The 21116-nt window shown below is 74.1% G+C and carries 19 protein-coding genes; 8 read left to right on the forward strand and 11 right to left on the reverse strand.

What is annotated here, in order from left to right; all coding sequences use genetic code 11:
- Positions 1-62 precede the first annotated feature (62 nt).
- Positions 63-1544: a phosphatase PAP2 family protein gene (locus tag ACWD6P_RS31675; protein ID WP_451447621.1), complete on the reverse strand. Its 1482-nt coding sequence runs from the start codon at positions 1542-1544 to the stop codon at positions 63-65.
- A gap of 48 nt (positions 1545-1592) precedes the next feature.
- On the opposite strand from ACWD6P_RS31675, the gene ACWD6P_RS31680 reads away from it, so the two are divergent.
- The 3 genes from ACWD6P_RS31680 to ACWD6P_RS31690 all read left to right on the forward strand — a co-directional run bounded on the left by ACWD6P_RS31680 (position 1593) and on the right by ACWD6P_RS31690 (position 4508).
- Positions 1593-2036, forward strand: a complete 444-nt coding sequence (locus tag ACWD6P_RS31680) for a GNAT family N-acetyltransferase (RefSeq protein WP_451447622.1) — start codon at positions 1593-1595, stop codon at positions 2034-2036.
- A 114-nt stretch (positions 2037-2150) separates the two neighbouring features.
- Positions 2151-3353 (forward strand): aminotransferase class I/II-fold pyridoxal phosphate-dependent enzyme, encoded by a 1203-nt coding sequence (locus ACWD6P_RS31685; protein WP_451447623.1) that lies wholly within the window; start codon positions 2151-2153, stop codon positions 3351-3353.
- A 69-nt stretch (positions 3354-3422) separates the two neighbouring features.
- Positions 3423-4508, forward strand: coding sequence for an MBL fold metallo-hydrolase (locus ACWD6P_RS31690; RefSeq protein WP_451447624.1), 1086 nt, complete (start codon positions 3423-3425; stop codon positions 4506-4508).
- 15 nt (positions 4509-4523) lie between these two features.
- On the opposite strand, the gene ACWD6P_RS31695 is transcribed toward ACWD6P_RS31690, so the two are convergent.
- Positions 4524-5180 carry a DedA family protein gene (locus ACWD6P_RS31695; RefSeq protein WP_451447625.1) on the reverse strand — a complete coding sequence of 219 codons (657 nt, stop codon included), beginning with the start codon at positions 5178-5180 and terminating at the stop codon, positions 4524-4526.
- Positions 5177-5953 (reverse strand): MBL fold metallo-hydrolase, encoded by a 777-nt coding sequence (locus ACWD6P_RS31700; protein WP_451447626.1) that lies wholly within the window; start codon positions 5951-5953, stop codon positions 5177-5179. Before ACWD6P_RS31700 ends, ACWD6P_RS31695 begins: the two co-directional genes overlap by 4 nt.
- Positions 5954-6119: 166 nt before the next feature.
- Here ACWD6P_RS31700 and ACWD6P_RS31705 point away from each other — a divergent pair, with 166 nt between their 5' ends.
- The gene (locus tag ACWD6P_RS31705) at positions 6120-8237 is read left to right on the forward strand and encodes a phage holin family protein (protein WP_451447639.1); all 2118 of its coding nucleotides are present in this window, start codon (positions 6120-6122) and stop codon (positions 8235-8237) included.
- 84 nt (positions 8238-8321) lie between these two features.
- Positions 8322-9692 carry an amino acid permease gene (locus ACWD6P_RS31710; RefSeq protein ID WP_451447627.1) on the forward strand — a complete coding sequence of 457 codons (1371 nt, stop codon included), beginning with the start codon at positions 8322-8324 and terminating at the stop codon, positions 9690-9692.
- Here ACWD6P_RS31710 and ACWD6P_RS31715 read toward each other — a convergent pair.
- Complete coding sequence (locus ACWD6P_RS31715) at positions 9599-10246, reverse strand: hypothetical protein (RefSeq protein WP_451447628.1); 648 nt, start codon at positions 10244-10246, stop codon at positions 9599-9601. The two genes, ACWD6P_RS31710 and ACWD6P_RS31715, sit on opposite strands and share 94 nt — an antisense overlap.
- 185 nt (positions 10247-10431) lie before the next feature.
- Here ACWD6P_RS31715 and ACWD6P_RS31720 point away from each other — a divergent pair, with 185 nt between their 5' ends.
- Positions 10432-10743 (forward strand): 4a-hydroxytetrahydrobiopterin dehydratase, encoded by a 312-nt coding sequence (locus ACWD6P_RS31720; RefSeq protein WP_451447629.1) that lies wholly within the window; start codon positions 10432-10434, stop codon positions 10741-10743.
- Between the two features lie 13 nt (positions 10744-10756).
- Here the strand turns inward: ACWD6P_RS31720 and ACWD6P_RS31725 are convergent, their stop codons facing one another.
- Entirely contained in the window at positions 10757-11704 is a 948-nt protein-coding gene (locus tag ACWD6P_RS31725; RefSeq protein ID WP_451447630.1) for a YihY/virulence factor BrkB family protein, read from the reverse strand.
- 69 nt (positions 11705-11773) lie between these two features.
- Entirely contained in the window at positions 11774-12838 is a 1065-nt protein-coding gene (locus ACWD6P_RS31730) for a DUF1266 domain-containing protein (protein ID WP_451447631.1), read from the reverse strand.
- A 110-nt stretch (positions 12839-12948) separates the two neighbouring features.
- Here ACWD6P_RS31730 and ACWD6P_RS31735 point away from each other — a divergent pair, with 110 nt between their 5' ends.
- The gene (locus ACWD6P_RS31735) at positions 12949-13860 is read left to right on the forward strand and encodes a class I SAM-dependent methyltransferase (protein WP_451447632.1); all 912 of its coding nucleotides are present in this window, start codon (positions 12949-12951) and stop codon (positions 13858-13860) included.
- A gap of 54 nt (positions 13861-13914) precedes the next feature.
- Here the strand turns inward: ACWD6P_RS31735 and ACWD6P_RS31740 are convergent, their stop codons facing one another.
- From ACWD6P_RS31740 to ACWD6P_RS31760, 5 genes are all read right to left on the reverse strand, one after another.
- Positions 13915-14706, reverse strand: a complete 792-nt coding sequence (locus ACWD6P_RS31740; RefSeq protein WP_451447633.1) for a VOC family protein — start codon at positions 14704-14706, stop codon at positions 13915-13917.
- Positions 14707-14939: 233 nt separating this feature from the next.
- Positions 14940-15773, reverse strand: coding sequence for an aldo/keto reductase (locus tag ACWD6P_RS31745; protein ID WP_451447634.1), 834 nt, complete (start codon positions 15771-15773; stop codon positions 14940-14942).
- Between the two features lie 14 nt (positions 15774-15787).
- On the reverse strand, positions 15788-16795 hold the full coding sequence (locus ACWD6P_RS31750) for a hypothetical protein (protein WP_451447635.1): 1008 nt from the start codon (positions 16793-16795) through the stop codon (positions 15788-15790).
- 109 nt (positions 16796-16904) lie between these two features.
- A complete protein-coding gene (locus ACWD6P_RS31755; RefSeq protein WP_451447636.1) occupies positions 16905-18731 on the reverse strand; it encodes an AMP-dependent synthetase/ligase in 1827 nt (608 codons plus the stop codon).
- 256 nt (positions 18732-18987) lie between these two features.
- Positions 18988-19854 carry a LysR family transcriptional regulator gene (locus ACWD6P_RS31760; RefSeq protein WP_451447637.1) on the reverse strand — a complete coding sequence of 289 codons (867 nt, stop codon included), beginning with the start codon at positions 19852-19854 and terminating at the stop codon, positions 18988-18990.
- Positions 19855-20031: 177 nt separating this feature from the next.
- Between ACWD6P_RS31760 and ACWD6P_RS31765 the strand changes: the two genes are divergently transcribed.
- The coding region (locus tag ACWD6P_RS31765; RefSeq protein ID WP_451447638.1) for a bile acid:sodium symporter family protein at positions 20032-21116 on the forward strand (1085 nt) is incomplete at its 3' end.

Raw genomic sequence — 21116 nt, forward strand, 5'->3', positions numbered from 1 at the left:
CGGGGGTGCGTTCGGTGCGTTCACGGTACACGCGAATCTCGCATCATGAGAGTTGCTTCTCGCTATTCGGGCAGCAGTCGGTAGACCGTCAGCGCCTCACGCTCCTTCTCCAGCGTCAACTCTCCTGTGCGGTCGGCCACTTCACCGTCGAAGGCGACGGTCGCACCGGGCGGGAGGCCGCCGAGCCGCAGCCGTGGCAACCGTGCCTCGGCGAGCACCGGCGAGCTGCGCGGGGTGCCGGTCAGCGCCGCGGCGAGCAGGCGGGTGCGGGCCAGCCGGCCGCCGTGCACCACCCGCACGTCGAGCACCCCGTCGGCCAGGTCGTGCCGGCGCACCGGGGCGGACCCCAGCCCCCGGTACTGGCAGTTGCCGACGAACAGCAGCCATACGGCGCGCCGCTCGCCGTTGATCGTCACGGTCAGCGGCTCGGCGGTGCGCAGCACCTCCCACGCCGCGAGCACCCCGGCCGGCCAGGCACCGATCCGGTGGGCCCACCGCTCCCGGATGCGCACCAGCTCCGGATACACCCCGACCGAGAAGGTGTTGAGGAAGTACCGCCCCTGGAGAAGCGGAGCGCCCCGGAACCGCGCCAGGTCCACCGCCACGGCCTCACCGCTCTCCACCGCGCGCGCCGCCTCCGCAAACGTCTCGACCCCCAGGTCGTAGGCGAAGTGGTTCAGGCTCCCGCCGGGCAGCACCGCCAGCGGCACCCCGTGGCGCACCGCGGCCGTCGCCGCGGCGTTGACGCTGCCGTCCCCGCCGAGCACCCCCAGGGCGCCGCCCAGCTGGCGGGCCCGCTCCGCGGCCTCGTCGAGGGCCTCGTCCAGCGGCTGCCCGCCCGGCCCGCCGCACACCCTCACCTCGGCGTGCGGCAGCACCCCGTGCACCTCCTCGGTCCGGTCCGGGCGGACACCGGTGCGCTGCCCCGAGCCCTGGTTGGCGACCACCACCAGACCCCGTCCTCCGGGCAGCGCGGGCGCCTGCGCGCGCGGCCGGGCGGGCGGCGCCAGCTGGGCGCGGGTCGGCGCGACGCCCCGTACGGCGAACGCCGCGCCCGCCCCCAGCGCGGCGCCCGCCAGCACATCACCCGGATAGTGCACCCCCGTATAGATGCGGGAGAACGCCACCGACCAGGCGAGCGGCGCCAGCGCCAGCCCCCACCACTTGTTCTCGAAGGCGACCCCGGTCGCGAAGGCCACCGCCGAGGCCGTGTGCCCCGACGGGAAGGACGAGGTCAGGGGCTGACGGGTCAGCTGCCGCACCACCGGCACCGTGTCCAGCAGCGGCCGCCGGCGCCGAACGGAGCGCTTGCCGAGGGTGTTCACCGCGGCCGACGCCACGGCCAGCGAGGCCACGCCGCGCACCGCGGCCCGGCGCGCCGGCCGGCCGCCCAGCGCGGCCGCACCGGCCGCCAGGCCGAACCACAGCAGCCCGTGATTGGCGCTGCGGGACAGCCGCGGCAGCACCGCCTGCGCCGCCGGCCACTCGCGTGCCGCGATCAGTTCGAAGGTCCGCCGGTCGAGGTGGGTCAGTAGCGATCGCATGGCCCACCATGTACCCCGCCCGGCGCGGAAGTGTGCTTCCCTGCCCGGATGATCCGCAGACGGAGCGACAGCGACCTCGACGCCTGTGTGGCCCTGCTGGCCCAGGTGCACGCCCACAGCGGCTATCCGCACCACTGGCCGGACGATCCGGCGCGCTGGCTGACCCCCGAGGGGCTGACCGCCGCCTGGGTCGCCGAGACGGGCGGCCGGATCGCCGGCCATGTGGCGCTGTGCGGACGCGAGGTCAGCCGGCTGTGTGTCGCCCCCGCCGCCCGGGGCGCGGGCCTCGGCCGGCGCCTGCTGCGGGCCGTCGAGGAGGAGGCGGCCGCCCGCGGACTGCGCCCCGTACTGGAGGTGAAGACCACCGACACCGCGGCCATCGCCCTCTACGAGCGGCTGGGCTGGGTCCGGTCCGCCACCGAGCGGCAGCGATGGGGAGGCGGCGAGGTGGTGGCGGTGCACCGCTATGAGGTGGCACCAGCGGGCCATTAGGCCGCCGCTGACGTGTCGCCCCGGGCGCCGCCCCCGCGATCTGCAAAGGTGGTCGGGGCCGCCCGTCATGTGACGGGCCCACGATCGACCCGCCGTCGTGGAGTGGAGGTACGGATGCAGCGGACCGCCCCGGATCCGCAGCCGGATCCGCCGGTGGGCCTGCCGGTCCTCCCGGACCTCGCCGCACACCTCTCCGCGGCCGCCGGCCGTACCGAACCCGAACCCCCGGGCGGCGCCGCCCCGCTGCGCACCGCCGCCTGCGGCTACTGGGCGCGCCGCGGCCTGGTCACCGACCCCGGCCATGTCCTGGCCGCGCCCGGGGTCGGCACCCTGCTGCTCGCGCTGTACGCCGCGGCCGACGGCGGGGTGGTGCTGCCGCGGCCCTGTTCCGAGGCGTACGCACCGCCCGCCCGGCTGCTCGGGATGGCGGTGCACCTGGCGCCCGTACCCGCGGAGTCGGGCGGGATGCCGGACCCGTTCGCGCTGCTGGAGACCGTCCGCCGGGCCCGGATACACGGCGACACACCGCGCGTCCTGGTGCTGTCCGTCGCCGACGACCCGACCGGCACCTGCCCCGCGCCCGAGCAGCTGCACGAGGTCTGCGAGGCGGCGGCCGAGGAAGGGCTGTGGGTCCTCAGCGACGAGTCCCGCCGCGATCTGCTGCACGATCCGCACGACACGGTGGTGCTCAGCCCCGCCGAGATGCTGCCCGACGAGGTCGTGGTGCTGACCGACCTGCGGGCCACCCTCGTGCCCGCCGCCTGGCCGGTGGCGCTGGCCCGCTTTCCGGCCACCGACCCGGGTACCGTCCTGCGGGCCGCCGCGCTGGACGCCCTCACCGCGCTCGGCGCGCCCCTGGCGGGGCCGGTCGGCTGCGCCGTCACCCATGCGCTCGGCGAGCCCGCCGCCGTACGCGACAGGACGGCCACGGTCGCCAGGGTCAACGGCACGCTCGCCGCGGCCCTGCACCACATCGTCACCGAGGCCGGTGCGGTCTGCCGGCCACCGCACTCCGGCAGCCACCTCTACGCCGACCTCGAACCGCTGCGCCGCCCCCTCGCCGCCCGCGGCATCGTCGAATCCACCGCGCTGGAGCGGAAGTTGGCCCCCTGGGCGGCGCGCGGCGGGCACCGCTTCGGCGACGACCCGGGCGCCCTGCGGGTGCGGCTGGGCGCCGAGGCGCTGCTCGGCGCCGAGCCGGAGCTGCGGCAGCGCGCCCTGGACGCGCCGGATCCGCTGGACCTCCCGCACATCACCGGGGCACTGACCGCGCTGTCGCGCGCACTGGCGGCGCTCACGGCATCCGCGGACGGCTGATCCGCCGGCCCCGCGCTCCCGACCCGCCCCGAACCCGCCCTGGTTCTGTCCACCGTTTGGAGCCCCTCGATGACCGAACAGACCGAGCGCTCCCTCGCCGAGCAGCCCTCCGACGCGCGCCCGGGGACCACCGCCGCGCCGGTGGTGCCGCACGCCACCCCGCCCCCGCTGGCCGAACCCCGCCCCCTGGGGGAGCCGCGCACCTGGCCGCGGGACTTCACCGACCGGCTGACCGCGCCCCTGCCCGGTGTCCGCGCCCTGGCCAGGATCGCCCGCGAGGGCAAGCTGCGCCCGGCCCCCGAGACGCTCATGGAGATCCAGCAACTCCCCTTCGAGCCGGGCCCGATGCCGGCCGCCGACGCCACCACCCTCGCCCTCACCTGGGCCGGGCACGCCAGTTGGGTCATCCGGATCGGCGGTCTGACCGTACTGACCGACCCGGTCTGGTCCCGCAAGATCCTCGGCACCCCCGCCCGGGTCACCCCGGTGGGCGTCCGCTGGGAGGACCTCCCCGCGATCGACGCCGTGGTCATCAGCCACAACCACTACGACCACCTCGACGCCCCGACCCTGAAGCGGCTGCCGCGCCACACCCCGCTGCTGCTCCCCGCCGGACTGGGGCGCTGGGCCCGCCGGCGCGGCTTCACCCACGTCACCGACCTGGACTGGTGGGAGGCGGTCGAACTGCCCGCCCCCGGCGGCCCCGTACGCCTCGACTTCGTCCCCGCCCACCACTGGAGCAAGCGGACCCTGATCGACACCTGCCGCTCACTGTGGGGCGGCTGGCTGCTCACCGCCCCCGACGGGCGGCGGATCCACTTCGCGGGGGACACCGGCTACGGCCACTGGTTCGAGGAGATCGGCCGCCGCTACCCGGGCATCGACCTGGCGCTGCTGCCCATCGGCGCCTACGACCCGCGCTGGATGCTGCGCCCGGTGCACACAGACCCGGAGGAGGCGGTGCGCGCCTGCCAGGACCTGGGCGCCCGGTGCCTGGTCCCCATGCACTGGTCGACGTTCCTGCTCTCCGCCGAGCCGCCGCTGGAGCCGCTGCGCCGGGTCCGCGCCGCCTGGGCCGCCACCGGCCGGCCGCGCGAGCACCTGTGGGATCTGCCGGTGGGGGCGTCGCGGGTGCTGGGCGGCGCCGACGGGTGAGACGGCGCCCTGCCGTCAGGCCGGGTCCCGCCCCCGCACCCGCCGCCACACCCCGGGCGCCGCGCTGATCACCACCGTCAGGCCGACGGCCATCGCCACGCCCTGCCAGGGGCTGCTGAACAGCGAGCCGCTCAGCAGCCCGATGAGCTGGTACGTCGCCGCCCAGGCCAGACACGCCGGCACCGCGCCCCGTACGAACCGCCGCAGCGGCATCGCCGAGAGGAGACAGGCCAGCATGACGGGGATCCGGCCGGCCGGCACCAGCCGGGACAGCACCAGGACCAGGACGCCGTGCTCGCCCAGTTTGCGTCGCGCCGCTTCCAGGCGCTCCGGCGCGGCGTGCGCGCGCAGCCGCGACAGCCAGCGCGAGCCGTTGCGGGAGCGGCTGCCGCGCTGCCCGAGCCGGTACAGGGTCACATCGCCGAGGAACGCGGCGCACGACGCCACCGCGAAGACCATCAGCAGGGAGTACGGCGCGGTGTGGTGGAAGGCGACCACCGTCGCCGAGCTGACCACCGCCCCGGTCGGTACGACGGGCACCAGCGATCCCAGCGCGACCAGCAGGAACAGCGAGGGGTAGCCCACCGCCTGCTGCGTCGACTCCGGCGGCACGTTCCGCAGCAGCTCGGCGGCGAGCGGCAGCGCCCCCGCCCCGCCCACCGGCCCGTTCACCGCCGGACCTCCGGTGCCACCGACTCGCCGTGCCCGAGCCGATGGACCGTCACCTGCGGTGCCATCAGCGCCATCTGGCGCTCGAACTCCTGGCCCGGCGCATGGAATTCATGCGGCCGCACGGCGTCCAGCCCGATCGGCCAGTACGTGCCGTAGTGCACCGGGACGACGCAGTACGGCGCCAGCCGCGCCGCCGCCTGCGCCGCCCGCCGCGCGTCCAGATGGCCGGGCCCCAGGAACGGTCCCCAGCCGCCCACCGGCAGCAGCGCCACGTCGCACGGACCGACCTCCTCCGCCAGCTCCTCGAACAGAGCGGTGTCGCCCGCGAAGTAGGTGCGCGCCGTGCCGTGCACGACATAGCCGAGCGCCGGCACCCGGCGCGGGCCGCAGGGCAGCCGCCGACCGTCGTGCGCCGCCCGCACCGCCCGTACCGTCACCGCACCGGCCCGGCACTCCTCGCCCACCCGCAGCTCGGTGATCCGCAGCTCCCGGGCCGCGGCCACCCTGCGCAGCCCCGGCACCGCGGCGAGCGCCCCGCGCGGCACCACCAGGCGGGTCCGGGGCGCGAGCCGGGCCAGCGACGCCGGATGCAGATGGTCGGCGTGCAGATGCGAGACCAGGACGAGATCGGCCCGGGCGGCCTCCGGCGGCGGCAGCGCGCCCCGCCGGCGCCGCAGATGGGCCAGCCGGCGCACGAACAGCGGGTCGGTCAGCACCCGTACCCCGGAGTCCTCGACCGTCGCGGTGGCATGCCCCCACCAGGTGACCTCCATCCTCCGATCTTCCACCATCCGGCCCGGCGGACGGGTGCGATACCCGCAGAGCGGAGGGAACTCGTCCATACCGGTCATAGGTCGTCTTCAGGTGCTTTGTGACACGCTGGCGTCATGTCGCCGCGCGGCCGGCGCGGGCCGGAGGGTGAGGTGGAAGGGCGTGCGGATGCCGCGGTGGAGCGCTCTCAGCGGCGCCCTGTTCCGGGTGCTCGCCGTGTGGGCGGTCGCCACCCTCACCCTGCTCGGGCTCGCCGCGCTGCTGCCCGACTTCCGGCTGCAGTCCGCCGGCGGCGACAGCCTCACCCGTACCGCCTTCACCGCCGCGCTGGGCGCCGGAGCGTTCGGCCTGCTGAGCGCGCTGGTCTGGCCGGTCCTCGTGCGCGCCCTGCTGCTGGTGCCGGCGTTCGTCCTCGGGCTGCTGGTCTTCTTCCTCAACGGCTCGCTGCTGCTGCTCGCGCTCGACCTCATCCCCGAGGCGCGCGGCCAGGCCGCACCGGAGACCGCGGTGATCGTCGCGGCCGCGATGTCCGCGGCCTCCTCGGCGACCTCCGCCTTCCTCGCCGTACGCAACGACGACGCCTACCACCGCAGGCTGGTGCGGCTCGCCGGACGCCGCCGCACCCGCGCCCTGCCCGGCCAGGACACCCCCGGCACGGTCTTCCTCCAGCTCGACGGCCTGGGCCACGACCTGCTGCGCGCGGCCATCCGCGGCGAGCGGCCGCTGATGGAGACCGTCGCCCGCTGGACGGGCGACACCCACCGCCTCACCCCCTGGCGCACCGACTGGTCCAGCCAGACCGGCGCCAGCCAGCTCGCCCTCCTGCACGGCAGCAACGAGGACCTGCCCGCCTTCCGCTGGTACGAGAAGGACACCCGCAGCCTCGTCGTCAGCAACCGGCCCACCAGCGCCGCCGAGCTCCAACGCCGCGCCGTCGCCCGCACCGGCGACGGCGGACTGCTCGCCCGCGACGGCGCCAGCCGCGGCAACCTCTTCAGCGGCGGCGCCGGCCAGGTCGCCCTGGTGATGTCGGTCGCCGCCCGGCGCGGCCGGCACAACCGCTCCCGGGCCGGCTACTTCGCCTACTTCTCCGACCCGGCCAACGCCACCCGCACCGCCGTCTCCTTCGCCGCCGAGGTCGTCCGCGAGATCGTCCAGTCGACGCGCTGCCGCCTGCGCCGCGAGCTGCCACGGGTCAAGCGCGGTGGCCTCTACCCCGTCATCCGGGCCTTCGCCACCGTCGTCGAGCGCGATGTGGTGGTCGCCGCCGTCATCGGCGACATGCTCGCCGGCCGCACCGCCGTCTACGCCGACCTCGTCGGGTACGACGAGGTGGCCCACCACTCCGGGCCCGCGCACCGCGACACCCACCAGGTGCTGCGCAGCCTCGACCGGGCCGTCGCGCTGATCGCCAAGGCCGCCCGGCACGCCCCGCGCCGCTACCGCATCGTGCTGCTCTCCGACCACGGCCAGAGCCACGGCCCGACCTTCCTGGAGCGCTACGGGCTGAGCCTGGGGGACCTCGTACGCGCCGGGTGCGGGCTCGCCGTGCCGCGCCGCGCCGGACGCACTCCCAGCGGGGCCGAGGCCAGGGAAGCCGCCCGCGCCGCCCTCCACCGCCCGGAGGGTGCACAGGGCGCGGCCGAGGAGCACCGCGCCACCACCCAGCCCCTCGTGCTGGCTTCCGGCAACCTCGCTCTGGTGTCCTTCCCGGACGTGCCCGGACGGATCACCCGAGAGGAGCTGGACCGCCGGCACCCCGCCCTCCTCGCGACCCTCGCCAACCACCCCGGCATCGGCTTCCTGCTGGTCCGCTCCGCCGCGCACGGCCCCGTGGTGCTCGGCCCGGCCGGCGCCGAGCACCACCTCGACACCGGCCGCATCATCGGCAGCGACCCGCTGGCCCCCTTCGGCGCCGGCGCGGCCGAAGCCGTACGCCGCACCGACCGCTTCCCGCACGCCGCCGACCTCATGGTCAACTCCGCCTACGACCCGGCGACCGGCATGGTGCACGCCTTCGAGGAGCAGATCGGCTCGCACGGCGGGCTGGGCGGCGCCCAGAGCCACCCCTTCCTCCTGTGGCCCGTCGAGCTGACCGAACCGCTCCCGGACGGCGGGACGCTGACCGGCGCCGAACAGGTGCACCGGGTGCTGCGGCGCTGGCTGCGGGAGGCCGGCGGACCGCGACCGCCCGCCGGAGCCGCTCAGGACGACCTGCGGCGCCGGACGGCCGCGCCCGAAGGTTTTTCACCGCCTGGCCACGGCCCGCCGCACGATTCCCGCTGATTTTGGCGCGGGCCGCCGATCACCGACGATGAGCAGGCTCGGTAATCCCGGGTGTACGGCGCACGACGAGAGGCTCACCCCGCCATGAACGACCGGCACACCCGCCGCTTCGGCCTGGGCACCGCCACCTGCCTGGTGATGGGCAACATCATCGGTGGCGGCATCTTTCTGCTGCCGGCTTCGGTGGCCCCCTTCGGCACCGTCAGCCTGGTCGCGTTCGGCGTCCTGACCATCGGCGCCGTCGCCCTCGCCCTGGTCTTCGGCCGGCTCGCCGAACGCCACCCGGACACCGGCGGCCCCTACGTCTACGCGCGCGAGGCGTTCGGCGACTTCGCGGGCTTCCTGTCCGCCTGGTCGTACTGGACCATGACCTGGGTCAGCAACGCGGCCCTCGCGGTCGCCGCCGTCGGCTATGTGCACGTCCTCTTCCCCGGCAGCGCCTCCGCCGGCACCGATCTCGCGGTGGCCCTGGGCGCGCTCTGGCTGCCGGCCCTGGCCAACTTCGCCGGCACCCGCTACGTGGGCGCCGTCCAGATGGTCTCCACCGTCCTCAAGTTCATCCCGCTGCTGTTCATCGCCGTCGTCGGCCTGTTCTTCTTCGACCCGGACAACCTGGGCTCGTTCAACGCCGGCGGCGGCAGCGCGGTCGGCGGGATGTCGGCGGCCGCCGCGATCCTGCTCTACTCGTACGTCGGGGTGGAGTCCGCCGCGATGAGCGCCGGCGAGGTCCGCGACCCGGAGCGCAACGTCGGCCGGGCCACCGTCCTCGGCACCGTCGGCGCCGCCGTGGTCTACCTCCTCGGCACCCTCGCCGTCTTCGGCACCGTCGCCCACGACAAGCTGGTGAAGTCCACGGCGCCGTTCTCCGACGCGGTCAACGCGATGTTCGGCGGCCACTGGGGCGGCACGCTGGTCGCCGGTGCGGCCGTCGTCTCGATCATCGGCGCCCTCAACGGCTGGACCCTGATGAGCGCCCAGTCCCCGTACGCCGCCGCCAAGGACGGCCTGTTCCCGGCCGCGTTCCTGACCAAGCGGCGCGGCGTACCGACCTTCGGCGTGCTGGCCGCCGGCGTCCTGGCCAGCGCCCTGACGGTGATCAACTACTTCATCGGGAGCGAGGGGGTCTTCGAGATCCTCGTCCTGATCACCACCTTCTCCGCCACCGTGCCCTACCTCCTCGCCGCCGGCGCCCAGGTCTACTTCCTGCTCACCGGCCGCCGCGACAAGGTCCGCCCCGCCCGCTTCGCCCGCGATCTGACCCTCGCGCTCGTCGCCTTCGGCTTCACCTTCTGGCTCGTCGCCGGCGCCGGCTACGCCGCGATCTACCAGGGCGTGCTGTTCCTCTTCGCCGGCATCCTCGTCTACGCCTGGATGGCGGCCCGCCGCACCGGCCGCCAGGACCGGGCGCAGGCCCCGGAGCCCGCCCCCGAGCACGCCGGGGCGCAGACCAGGTAGACGCCGAAGGCACCCTGGTGCAGCAGGAGGAAGGCCAGCGCCCTGCCGGGCGACAGCACCAGGAACAGGGCGCACAGATAGAGCGTGATGTGCGCCAGCAGCAGCCCGGCCTCCGTACCCCAGGCCTTCATGGTGGCCGACCGCAGCGCCCTGACGCTCGCCACCCGCAGGGCGAACCCCTCCAGCACCAGCAGCGGCAGGAACCGCAGCAGCAGCGCTAGGCGCGGCGAGACCTCCGGGACCGGCCCCTCGCGGCCGGGGACGGCGTGCAGCCGGGTCCGCTCGTCCGTCCACCAGCCGTACGGCATCCCCACGACGAGGTTCCCGGACAACCGCCCGCCGATCCCGCCCGCCGGCCGCCCGCGGTCCGCCTGCCGGTCCGCCAGATCGCGGGTGACCAGCGCGATCTGCCCGAACACGCACGCCAGGAACCCGGCCACCGCCAGCTGCCACCAGCTGTCGCCCAGCGCGAGGAACACCGCCCAGCCCCCGGCGAACGCCGCGCCCGCCACCGAGAGCCGCACCGGGAGGGAGTACCCGAGACCCGTCGTCATGGCGTCGAGTCTTCCGGGCCGGCCCGCGCCGTGGCAGCCGGTGCGCCCCCGGGCCGTCCGGGGGCCTGCCGGCGCCCGGGGGTGGGGCTGGCCATACCCCGCCGCAGCGCGTACGGCGCGTCTGCGTGCGGGGCGTGCCAGGCTGGAACCGTGAAGGATGTCGTGGACAGCGAGAGGCGAACGGGATGAACGCTCAGCCGGCACCGCTCGGCACCCAGGAGATTGAGGACCGCCTGGCACAGCTGCCCGGCTGGTCCGTCGAGGAGGACCTGCTGCGCCGCAGCTACTCCTTCCACGGGCACCTGCCGGCCGCCGCGATGGTCCTCCACATCGCCCGCATCCAGGAGGAGTTGGACCACCACGCCGAACTGACCCTGGGCTACAACCGGCTCGCCGTCGCGGTGAACACCCACAGCGTCGGCGGCCGGATCACCGAGCTCGACTTCGGCCTCGCCCGGCGGATCGAGGAGATCGCCGCGGCGCACGGCGGCCGCTGACCGGCGGCCGGCGTCAGTCGCCCGAACGCGGTCTGACCACCCGGCCCGCGCGCGCCAGCTCCACGTTGAACTGGGCGCCCGACAGCAGCGACAGATGCGAGAACCACAGCCAGATCAGGAACACCACCGGTCCGGCCAGCGAGCCGTAGAGCCGGTTGAAGGTGCCGACGTACGAGGCGTAGAGCGCGAAGCCCGCCGACGACACCAGCCACAGCAGCACCGCCACCACCCCGCCGGGCGCCGCCCGCCGCACCCCGCGGGAGCTGGGCGGCCCGGAGCGGAACAGCACCATCGCCAGCACCGTGGCCAGCAGGAGCAGCAGCGGCCACTTCAGCAGGTTCCAGGTGGCCTCGCCCGCCTCGCCGAACCCCAGCGCCCGGCCCAGCGCGGTCGCGATCGGCCCGCTCACCAGGAGCGCCACCGCACTGGAGATCAGCAGCGCCATCAGCAGCAGCGCCGTCACCAGGATCCGCGGTGCCTTGCGCCACGGCGGCCGGTCGTCCTTCGTACGGTGCATGGCGTGCAGCGCCCGCCGGAACACGGCCAGATAGCTGCACGACGACCACAGCGCGCTGAGCAGGGCGCCGCTCACCACCACCCAGGCGGCGGTGTGCTGCTGCGCCATGCTGACCAGCGCCCGCCGGACGGTCGGCCCCGACTCGGCCGGGGCGATCGCACTGATCTGGTTGATGAGCTGCTCGGTGGCCGCCGGGTCGGCGAGACCGATCAGCGACACCGTGACGATCAGCGACGGCAGCAGCGCCAGCACCGAGTAGTACGTCAGGCTCGCCGCCCAGTCGGTCACATCGTCGCGCCACAGCGACAGCGGTGTGCGGCGCAGCGCCGTGCGGCACTGGGCCAGGGTCGGCCGGGCGGCCGGCTGCTTCGGCCCGGCCGCCGTGCCGAGCGCACGGTCCGGCAGGGTCCGGTCCGTCCCCCGGCGGGTACCGCTGTCGCCCATGTCGCCTCGTCCTCTCCGTCGGTACGTCCTGCATCATCCCCTGTGCCAGGACTGTCCGAGGACCGCCCCTCACGCGAAGGGCAGTACCTGCCACGGCGAGGACGGGTCCTGGGTGAGGACCCGGTGCAGATGCACGGCCTCCGCGTACTGCGGACCGAACCAGCCGTGGTCGAACGCCAGCATCCGGCCCAGCACATAGCCCGCGGCGAACTCCGCCCACGAGCCGTACACCTCCCTGGCCCGCGCCCCGACCTGCACAACGGCCTGCTCGGCCTGCGGGGGCGCGCACAGCCGGGCGCCCAGGCCCCAGCGCACGAGGTTGACGGCGTGTACGAGATCCAGCGCGAGCAGGGACGCCACCTGTCCGCCGGCCGGCAGCAGCCCCTCCGCGCGGAACCGCTCCTCGTACGTGGTGACGAGGTCGGGAACCTCCGGCGCGTCCGCGCCGCCCCCGGCCGCCTTCTCCGGGTCCGCCGCGGCCCGTGCGCGCAGCGCCCGCTCCGTGTCGGCCGGTACGAACTGGCCGCCGAGGAGCTGGTCCAGGCGCTGCTGCCAGCTGGCGGGGTCGGCCACCGACCACTGTTCGTGCAGCGTCTGGGCGTCCGCGGCGTGGTCGAGGAAGGCCGTACCGAGCTCGTTCCACGGCACGCTGTGGTGCACCGCGAGCGGGGCGCCGCAGGCCAGCCCCTGCGCGAGCGGCCCGTGCAGCGGACCACCGAAGTGGGTGACGAGCAGACCGCCGGGCCGCACCCCGACCTGGGCGCGCAGCCGCAGCCACCCGGCGCGCTGCGCGGGGAAGGCGCCCAGGTACGCCGCGCACGGGGTACCGGGGTTGACCGCGAGCCGCCACTTGTCGTTCGGCCAGTCCTGCGCCAGCTCTTCCAGCGAGACCCGGTCGAAGAACTGCTGCGGCTGCCACGGCGGCAGCATGCCGCGGGTCAGCACGGGGATACACGTGCCGCCGGTCGCCGGGTCGTCGTAGACGGGCAGCGGGTCCTGCCCCGGCTGCGGCGCCGCCAGATACAGGTCCTCGCCGGCGATCGCGGCGACCTGTCCCTCCACGTCCCCGCGTGCCGTCGCTTCACACAGCCGCCGCTCGGTGTCCGTCGGCGGCACCCATCCCGGAGTAGCCACAGGTCAGACCCTACGGTCACCCGTTGTGCCGCCGGTAGGTGGGGTTGCCGGGCCGGCAATGCGGATTGCGCGGATTGCCTCGCGTCCACCCGTGCCGGAGGCTCGATGTCATGAGCCACCACGACCCCATCGGACCCGGGCGCCGCCACGCGCCCCACGGCGGCGCGCAGCTCGACTGGGAGGTGCTCGGCCCGCTCCTGGAACGGGGCGCCGAGCTGCACACCCCGCTCCACGACCGGGCCGCGGCCTGGCTGCGCGAGCTCACGGGCGTCACCGGCAGCGGACCCGGCGGTGTGCGCCGGGTGCTCGACATCGGCAGCGGGCCGGGTGTCGTCAGCACGCTGCTGGCCCGCGCCTTCCCCGCGGCCGAAGTGGTCGCGGTGGACGCGACCGAGGCGCTCCTGGAGCGCGCCCGCACCCGGGCCGGCCGGCTCGGCCTCGGCGACCGGGTCCACACCCACCTCGCCGAGGTCCCCGACGGACTCGACGCCCTCGGCGGCGCCGACCTCATCTGGTCGAGCAGGGCCCTGCACCACGTCGGCGACCAGCGCGCCGCGGTCGCCGCCCTCGCCGCCCATCTGCGGCCCGGCGGCCTGCTCGCCCTCGGCGAGGGCGGCCTCGCCCCGCGCTACCTGCCGCGCGACATCGGCATCGGCCGCCCGGGACTGCAGGCCCGGCTCGACGCGGCCGGCGAGGAGTGGTTCACCGAGATGCGTACGGCGCTGCCCGGCACCACCGACGCCGTCGAGGACTGGCCCGCCTTCCTCGCCGACGCCGGCCTGCGCACCCCGCGCACCCGCAGCTTTCTGCTGGACCTGCCGGCCCCCCTGTCCGCCGACGCCCGCGGGTACGTCCTGGCCCACCTCACCACCGCGCTCGACCTCTACGGCGACCACCTCACCGCCGACGACCGCACCACCCTCGCCCGCCTCACCGACCCCGACGACCCGGCCGGTATCGCCCGCCGCCCGGACGTCTTCGTACTGTCCGCACAGACGGTGCACACGGCGTGTGCGCCCTAGCGGGATCACGCCGGTGACGGAGCCTCAACTCTGGTCGACATCAACTCTGGTTCATCAACTCTGGCTCATCGGCTTGGGGTTGATCACGGCGAAGGTGGCGCCCTGCGGGTCGGTCACCACGGCCATCCGGCCGGCCATCATGTCGAAGGGCTGCTGGAGCGCCGCCCCGCCGGCCGCGGTCACCTTGTCGACGGTCTCGTCGGTGTCCGCCACCGAGAAGTACGCCAGCCAGTGCGAGGGCGTGTCCGGGGGCATCTGCTCGGACATCGGCTGCAGACCGCCCACCGGAAGGCCGTCCACCTTGAGCGCGTAGTAGCTCTCGGCGCCTTCCATGGCTTCGCTCTCGATGCCGAAGGAGGCCTGGTAGAAGGCGGAGGCGGCGGAGCGGTCGGTGGTGTTGAGCTCGTTCCAGATCAGCGCGCCGTGCTCGTTGACGATGCCGGCGCCGGGGAAGTCCACCGCCTGCCAGATGCCGAACACCGCGCCGGTGGGATCGGCCGCGATGCACATCCGCCCGAGCGTCATCACATCCATGACGGGCATCAGGATCGTGCCGCCGGCCTCGCTCACGGCCTCCGAGGTGGCGTCCGCGTCGTGTGCCGCCAGATAGGTGGTCCACACGGTCGGCGGCGGGGGCTGGCCGCCCATCGGCGTCGCGGCCATGATGCCGGCCACCGGCTTGTCGTTCAGCCGGCATACGGCGTAGCCGCCGGTCTCGGGCGGTCCGACCTCTCCGGTCCATCCGAAGACGCGGGAGTAGAAGTCGATGGCGGCTTGCTGGTCGGGGGCCGCGAGATCGACCCAGCAGGGCGTACCGGGCTGATAGGCAGAGGTGACGTCAGGCATCGTGGCCTCCTCGACGGTGGCGCCTCCCCTGTCCTTGCGGCAGGGGAGAGGAGCGGGGCAGGGGCGCGGCGGTCGGCCCCCGTCGACGCCCGCGGGGACCAGTGCGCGCTCCCCCCACACTTCCTGCCGTCCGCCGAGCCCGCCACTCGGCTGCCCTGCGGCGCCGCCCGTACGAGCGGACGGCGCCGTGTCAGGGCGGCCGTCGGGCCGCAGGGTTCAGGCCCCCGGCGGGGTCAGACCATGTCGAAGGTGGCCGGGTCCGGGCCCAGGCGCTTGCCGGCGTCCAGCCCGGTGAGGGCGGCCAGATCGGCGTCGTCCAGCGCGAAGTCGAAGACGTCGATGTTCTCGGCGATCCGCGAGGGGGTCACGGACTTCGGGATGACGATGTTGCCGGTCTGCACATGCCAGCGCAGCACCACCTGGGCGGGCGTCTTGCCGTGCTTGGCGGCGAGCTCGGCGATCGTCGCGTCCTCCAGCAGACCCTTGCCCTGCCCCAGCGGCGACCAGGCCTCCGTCGCGATGCCGTGCCGGGAGTGGAAGGCCCGGGACTCGGCCTGCTGGAACTGCGGGTGCAGCTCGATCTGGTTGACGGCCGGGACGACGGAGGTCTCGCCCAGCAGCCGCTCCAGATGGGCGGGCTGGAAGTTGGAGACGCCGATCGCCTTGGCGCGGCCGTCCGCGTAGATCTTCTCGAAGGCCTTGTACGTCGCGGTGTAGGTGTCCTGGGCCGGCAGCGGCCAGTGGATCAGGTACAGGTCGACATACTCCAGGCCCAGCTTGGCCAGGGAGGCGTCGAAGGCGCGCAGCGTCGAGTCGTAACCCTGCTCGGAGTTCCACAGCTTGGTCGTGACGAACAGCTCGTCACGCGGGATGCCGGAGGCGGTGAGCGCCTTGCCCGTGCCCTCTTCGTTGCCGTAGATCGCCGCGGTGTCGATGCTGCGGTACCCGGCCTCCAGGGCATGGCCGACGGCGCTGGCCGCCTCGTCGTCGGGGACCTGCCAGACTCCGAATCCGAGCTGGGGCATCGCGATGCCGTTGTTGAGCGTGATGGACGGAACCTTGCTCACGGGGGGATCGATCCTTACGTCGACGTTCTTGTTCCAGGTCGTTCAACGATCATCCGTCGCCGGACATTCCCGCGCATGTCGGCGGTGAGTTCGCTGAGGGTGAAGGTGCCGGCGCAGAGCACCGTCAGCCCGGCGAAGAGTTCGAGTGCGCCGACGAAGCCGGTGAGTCCGCCGGCGACCGCGGCCGCGCCGGGGGAGAGCCCGTCGGTCGCCGCCCGGACCAGCCACAGACAGCCCCCGCAGGCGAAGACCGCGGCACTGCCGGTCCACGCCCAGCCGAGCGGCGTACGCATCCGCAGGTCGGGCAGCAGACGGGGGAAGACCAGCAGCACCAGCCCGATGGCGGCGAGGAGCGAGAGCAGGCCCTGGGACCACTCCGCAGCGGCGGTCACCACGTTGCCGGCCTCGGCTTCGGCCGCGGTCCTGCCCAGTGTCGCGCCCGCGCCCCATAGGACGCGCAGGCCGCCCAGCGCGGCCAGCAGCACCGCGGCGGGCACGAGGAAGAGCCGCTGCATTGCCCGGGTACCGGTGTCCGGCAGTTCGCCCAGCGGGCGGCGTAGCAGACCGCCCCAGCGCTGGTGCGCGTACACCGCGAAGGCGCCGAGCAGGGTGAGGCCCTCGACCAGGAAGCCGCCGTAGACGACGCCGAAGACCCAGGGCTCCAGGAAGTCGCCCGCGGCCATTGGGTTGCGGCTGCCGGTGACCAGGCCGGCGAGGCTGCCGCCCACCACACCGGTCATCAGCGGGATGAGCAGCCCGGACGCCATCCACAGCGGGAGGGCCAGCAGCCAGGCCGGGGTGCGCCGGCCGCCCGGCCGGGTCAGGGCGTGGGCCACCACCGCCGCGATCGCATCGAGGACGAAGGTGAAGGCGTTGGCCGCGACCCATGCGGCGCGGCCGATGCGGCCGGGGTCGACCACGCCGATGTCGAAGCCCAGCACCCACAGCAGTTTGAGGGTGAGGTACGGGGTGCAGGCGAGGGCCGCTGTCCGGCCGAGGAGGGTGAGACGGCGAGAGTGCATGCCCCCGACTCTTCCGGGCGCCGGTGCCCGGCACGTCCGGCCTGGGGCCGATCCGGCTCCGCCGTACGGGGGAGGCCACGGGCCGCGGCGCGGTGGCCCGCCGCGCCCCTCACATCTGGTACAGCGCGTCCACCTCCACCGAGTACGCCGCCTCGATCGTCTTGCGCTTGAGCTTCAGCGACGGCGTCAGCAGCCCGTGCTCCTCGGTGAACTGGTTGGCCAGTATCCGGAACGTACGGATGGACTCGGCCTGCGAGACCGAGGTGTTGGCGGCGACGACGGCGCGCCGGATCTCGGTCTCCAGGTCCGGGTCGCGCACCAGATCCGTCGGCGGCAGCTCCGGCTTGCCGCGCATGGCCAGCCAGTGCGCGACCGCCTCCGGATCCAGCGTCACCAGCGCGGCGATGAACGGCCGGTCGTTGCCGACGACGATGCACTGCGCGACCAGCGGATGCGCCCGTACGCGCTCCTCCAGGCCCACCGGCGAGACCGTCTTGCCGCCGGAGGTGACCAGCACCTCCTTCTTCCGGCCGGTGATCGTCAGATAGCCGTCCTCATCGAGGGCGCCCAGGTCACCGGTGGCGAACCAGCCGTCGTGCAGCACCGCGTCGGTCGCCTTGGAGTCGTTGTGGTAGCCCTGGAAGACCTGACCGCCGTAGAGCCAGATCTCGCCGTCCTCCGCGATGTGCACCGTGGTGCCGGGGACCGGGGTGCCGACCGTGCCGAAGCGGGTGCGCTCGGGCGGGTTGGCGGTGGCGGCCGCGGTGCTCTCCGTCAGTCCGTAGCCCTCGAAGATCCGCACTCCGGCGCCGGCGAAGAACAGCCCGAGCCGGCGTCCCATCGCCGAACCGCCGGACATCGCGTGCCGCACCCGGCCGCCCATCGCCGTACGGACCTTGCTGTAGACCAGCTTGTCGAAGAGCTGATGCTGCATCCGCAGTGCGGCGCTGGGCCCGGAGCCGATGCCGAACGCCTTGTTCTCCTGCGCCTCGGCGTAGCGCACCGCGATCTCGACGGCCTTGTCGAACGGCCCCTCCTTGCCCTCCGCCTCCGCCTTGCGCCGGGACGCGGCGAAGACCTTCTCGAAGATGTACGGCACCGCGAGGATGAACGTGGGCCGGAAGGTCTGCAGGTCGGGCAGGAGCGCACGGGCCGCGAGCTCGGGCTGGTGGCCCAGCTTGACCCGCCCGCGGACCGCGGCGACCTGCACCATCCGCCCGAAGACATGCGCCAGTGGAAGGAACAGCAGCGTCGCCGCCTCGTCGCCCGGCTTCGAGGTGAAGACCGTCTCGTAGCGCATGACGATGTTGTCGGCCTCGGCCATGAAGTTGGCGTGGGTGATGACACAGCCCTTGGGGCGGCCGGTGGTGCCGGAGGTGTAGATGATGGTCGCGGTGGCGTCCGGGGTGACGGCCATCCGGTGGCGGTGCACCACGTCGTCGTCGAGGTGCGCGCCGGCCGCGGTCAGTTCGGCCACCGGATCCGCGTCCAGCTGCCACAGCTTGCGCAGGTGCGGGAGCCGGTCGATGACCGAGCCGACGGTCATCGCATGGTCCTCGTGCTCGACCAGGCACGCCGAGGCGCCCGCGTTGTGCAGCATCCAGAAGACCTGCTCGGCTGAGGACGTCGGATACAGCGGTACGGACTGCACGCCGATCGACCAGAGCGCGAAGTCGAACAGGGTCCACTCATAGCGCGTCCGGGACATGATGCCGACCCGGTCGCCGAACCGGACGCCCTGTGCGAGCAGGCCCTTGGCCAGTGCCAGGACCTCGTCGCGGAACTGCCCGGCGGTGACGTCCTGCCAGTTGCCCGCGTCGTCCTTACGGGCGAGAGCGACGCGAGAGGGGTCGGCTTCGGCGTGGTCGTAGACGGCGTCCGCCAGCCCGCCGACCCGGGGCGCGGTCGCCAAAGGCGGGACGGTGAACTCGCGCAATGACCCAGCTCCTCGTGGTGTTGCTCACAAGGCCGCGACCGTACCCCAAGGGGGCGGCATCCGGCAGGGCTCTACCACGGAGCGGACGCGCCCCCGCGGGAACCGGCCAGCGAACGAAATCGGGTTACTTCGGAGAAGAATGGACAAGATCCGGGCGCTTCGGCGCCGGACGATCACGACGCCGGGACCATATCTGCACCAAATCTCTGCACCTGAACGCCAGACCGTACCGACCGTTCGGAACCCTGGGCCGCGGCTACGGGAGCTGCAGTCGGTCCCCGCCGGCGAGGATCGCGTCGGCCAGCGCCTCCGCCGGGCCGCGCGCCGCCCGGTCGCGCTCCCCGTGGAGGAGGACGAAGTCCACCCCGCCCAGTTCCGGCAGTCCGGCACGTGGCGGAATCTGGACCAGACCAGGCGGGATCATGCCTCTGGTATGTGCCATGACGCCCAGACCTGCCCGGGTTGCGGCGATCAGGCCGTTCAGGCTTCCGCTGGTGCAGGCGATCCGCCACTGGCGGCCCTGGCGCTCCAGCGCCTCCAGCGCACGGGCCCGGGTGACCGCCGGCGGCGGATAGACCACCAGCGGAACCGGGCGCTCCGGATCCAGCCGCAGCCGCTCGGTGCCCACCCACACCAGCCGGTCGCGCCACACCAGCCGCCCGCGCGAGTCCTCCGGGCGGCGCCGCTTGGCGAGGACGAGGTCGAGCCGCCCGGCCGCCAGCAGCCCGTGCAGCGTCCCCGACAGCTCGACCGTCAGCTCCAGGTCGACCTCGGGATGCTCCCGGCGGAAGCCTTCGAGGACCTCCGGCATCCGGGTCAGTACGAAGTCCTCGGAGGCACCGAAGCGGAGCCGGCCGCGCAGCCGGGTCCCCGCGAAGAAGCCCGCCGCCCGCTCGTTCGCCTCCAGGATCGTGCGGGCGAAGCCCAGCATGGCCTCGCCGTCCTCGGTCAGCTCCACGCCATGGGTGTCCCGGGCGAACAGCCGCCGGCCGGCGGCCTCCTCCAGCTTCCGCACGTGCTGGCTCACGGTCGACTGCCGCAGCCCGAGCCGGTGTGCGGCCTGGGTGAAGCTCAGCGTCTGCGCCACGGCGAGAAAGGTGCGCAGCTGCGCGGGCTCGAACACGGTCCCTCCTGCTCCCCACCTGCATGGTTGCCGATAGTCGGTTGTCGATGGTCATCACGTATCGCGATGGCAGTGACCACGGTAAGCGGGGTTCCCGATCGCCGTACAGACCGGCACCCTGGAGTGCGCACCGGCGGGCCCGCCGCCCGGGAGCCGCCGTACGACCGAAGAGAGACCATGCGCCGCCCTTCCCTCACCAAGCCCTCCTGGCTGCCCGTCGACGGATACCTCCTCGCGCTGGCGGGCACCGTCGCGCTGGCCGCGCTGCTGCCCGCCCGCGGACCGGCCGCCACCGCCGCCGACGGCGCCTCCACCGGGGCCGTCGGCCTGCTCTTCTTCCTCTACGGCGTCCGGCTCTCCACCCGCGAGGCGATGGACGGGCTGCGCCACTGGCGGCTCCACCTCACCGTCCTGGCCTGCACCTTCGTGATCTTCCCGGTGCTCGGACTGGCCGCCCGCGGCCTGGTCCCGTACGTCCTGACGCCGGCCCTCGCCACCGGGCTGCTGTTCCTGTGCCTGGTGCCCTCCACGGTCCAGTCCTCGATCGCCTTCACCTCCCTCGCCCGCGGCAATGTCGCGGCGGCGATCTGCGCCGGCTCGTTCTCCAGCCTCGCCGGCATCGTCGTCACCCCGCTGCTGGCGGGGCTCGTACTGCACGGGGACGGCGGCGGCTTCTCGGCCCGCTCGCTGCTCTCGATCGTCTGCCAGCTGCTGCTTCCGTTCGCCGCCGGGCAGCTGCTGCGCCGCTGGATCGCGGGGTTCGTCGCCCGTCACAAGAAGGTCCTCGGTCATGTGGACCGCGGTTCGATACTCCTGGTCGTCTACGCCGCCTTCAGCGCCGGCATGGTCCAGGGCATCTGGCACCAGGTCTCCCCGCTGCGGCTGCTGTGCCTGCTGGGGGTGGAGGCCGCGCTGCTCGCGCTGATGCTGACGCTGACCTCGTACGGCGCCGGGAAGCTCGGCTTCGGCCGCGCGGACCGCATCGCCATCACCTTCGCCGGTTCCAAGAAGAGCCTGGCCGCCGGCCTGCCCATGGCCAGCGTCCTCTTCGGCGCCCAGGCGGGACTGATGGTCCTGCCGCTGATGCTGTTCCACCAGATGCAGCTGATGGTGTGCGCGGTGCTGGCGAAGCGGTACGCCGCCGCTGCGCCACCGCAGCCGCGGCGGGCTCAGCGTGCTGGCCGGGCTGATCAACATGTCCTTCGCCGCCCCCGGCCGCGACAACGACCTCCCTTTCGGCGCCGTGAGCTTCGCGACCGCGG

Source organism: Streptomyces sp. NPDC002446 (assembly GCF_053595675.1).

What these genes read in the sequence shown, in the direction of transcription:
- ACWD6P_RS31675 (WP_451447621.1), bottom strand. Translation starts at nt 1,544, where the DNA reads ATGCGATCGCTACTGACCCACCTCGACCGGCGGACCTTCGAACTGATC.
- ACWD6P_RS31680 (WP_451447622.1), top strand. Translation starts at nt 1,593, where the DNA reads ATGATCCGCAGACGGAGCGACAGCGACCTCGACGCCTGTGTGGCCCTG.
- ACWD6P_RS31685 (WP_451447623.1), top strand. Translation starts at nt 2,151, where the DNA reads ATGCAGCGGACCGCCCCGGATCCGCAGCCGGATCCGCCGGTGGGCCTG.
- ACWD6P_RS31690 (WP_451447624.1), top strand. Translation starts at nt 3,423, where the DNA reads ATGACCGAACAGACCGAGCGCTCCCTCGCCGAGCAGCCCTCCGACGCG.
- ACWD6P_RS31700 (WP_451447626.1), bottom strand. Translation starts at nt 5,953, where the DNA reads ATGGAGGTCACCTGGTGGGGGCATGCCACCGCGACGGTCGAGGACTCC.
- ACWD6P_RS31705 (WP_451447639.1), top strand. Translation starts at nt 6,120, where the DNA reads ATGCCGCGGTGGAGCGCTCTCAGCGGCGCCCTGTTCCGGGTGCTCGCC.
- ACWD6P_RS31710 (WP_451447627.1), top strand. Translation starts at nt 8,322, where the DNA reads ATGAACGACCGGCACACCCGCCGCTTCGGCCTGGGCACCGCCACCTGC.
- ACWD6P_RS31715 (WP_451447628.1), bottom strand. Translation starts at nt 10,246, where the DNA reads ATGACGACGGGTCTCGGGTACTCCCTCCCGGTGCGGCTCTCGGTGGCG.
- ACWD6P_RS31720 (WP_451447629.1), top strand. Translation starts at nt 10,432, where the DNA reads ATGAACGCTCAGCCGGCACCGCTCGGCACCCAGGAGATTGAGGACCGC.
- ACWD6P_RS31725 (WP_451447630.1), bottom strand. Translation starts at nt 11,704, where the DNA reads ATGGGCGACAGCGGTACCCGCCGGGGGACGGACCGGACCCTGCCGGAC.
- ACWD6P_RS31735 (WP_451447632.1), top strand. Translation starts at nt 12,949, where the DNA reads ATGAGCCACCACGACCCCATCGGACCCGGGCGCCGCCACGCGCCCCAC.
- ACWD6P_RS31740 (WP_451447633.1), bottom strand. Translation starts at nt 14,706, where the DNA reads ATGCCTGACGTCACCTCTGCCTATCAGCCCGGTACGCCCTGCTGGGTC.
- ACWD6P_RS31750 (WP_451447635.1), bottom strand. Translation starts at nt 16,795, where the DNA reads ATGCACTCTCGCCGTCTCACCCTCCTCGGCCGGACAGCGGCCCTCGCC.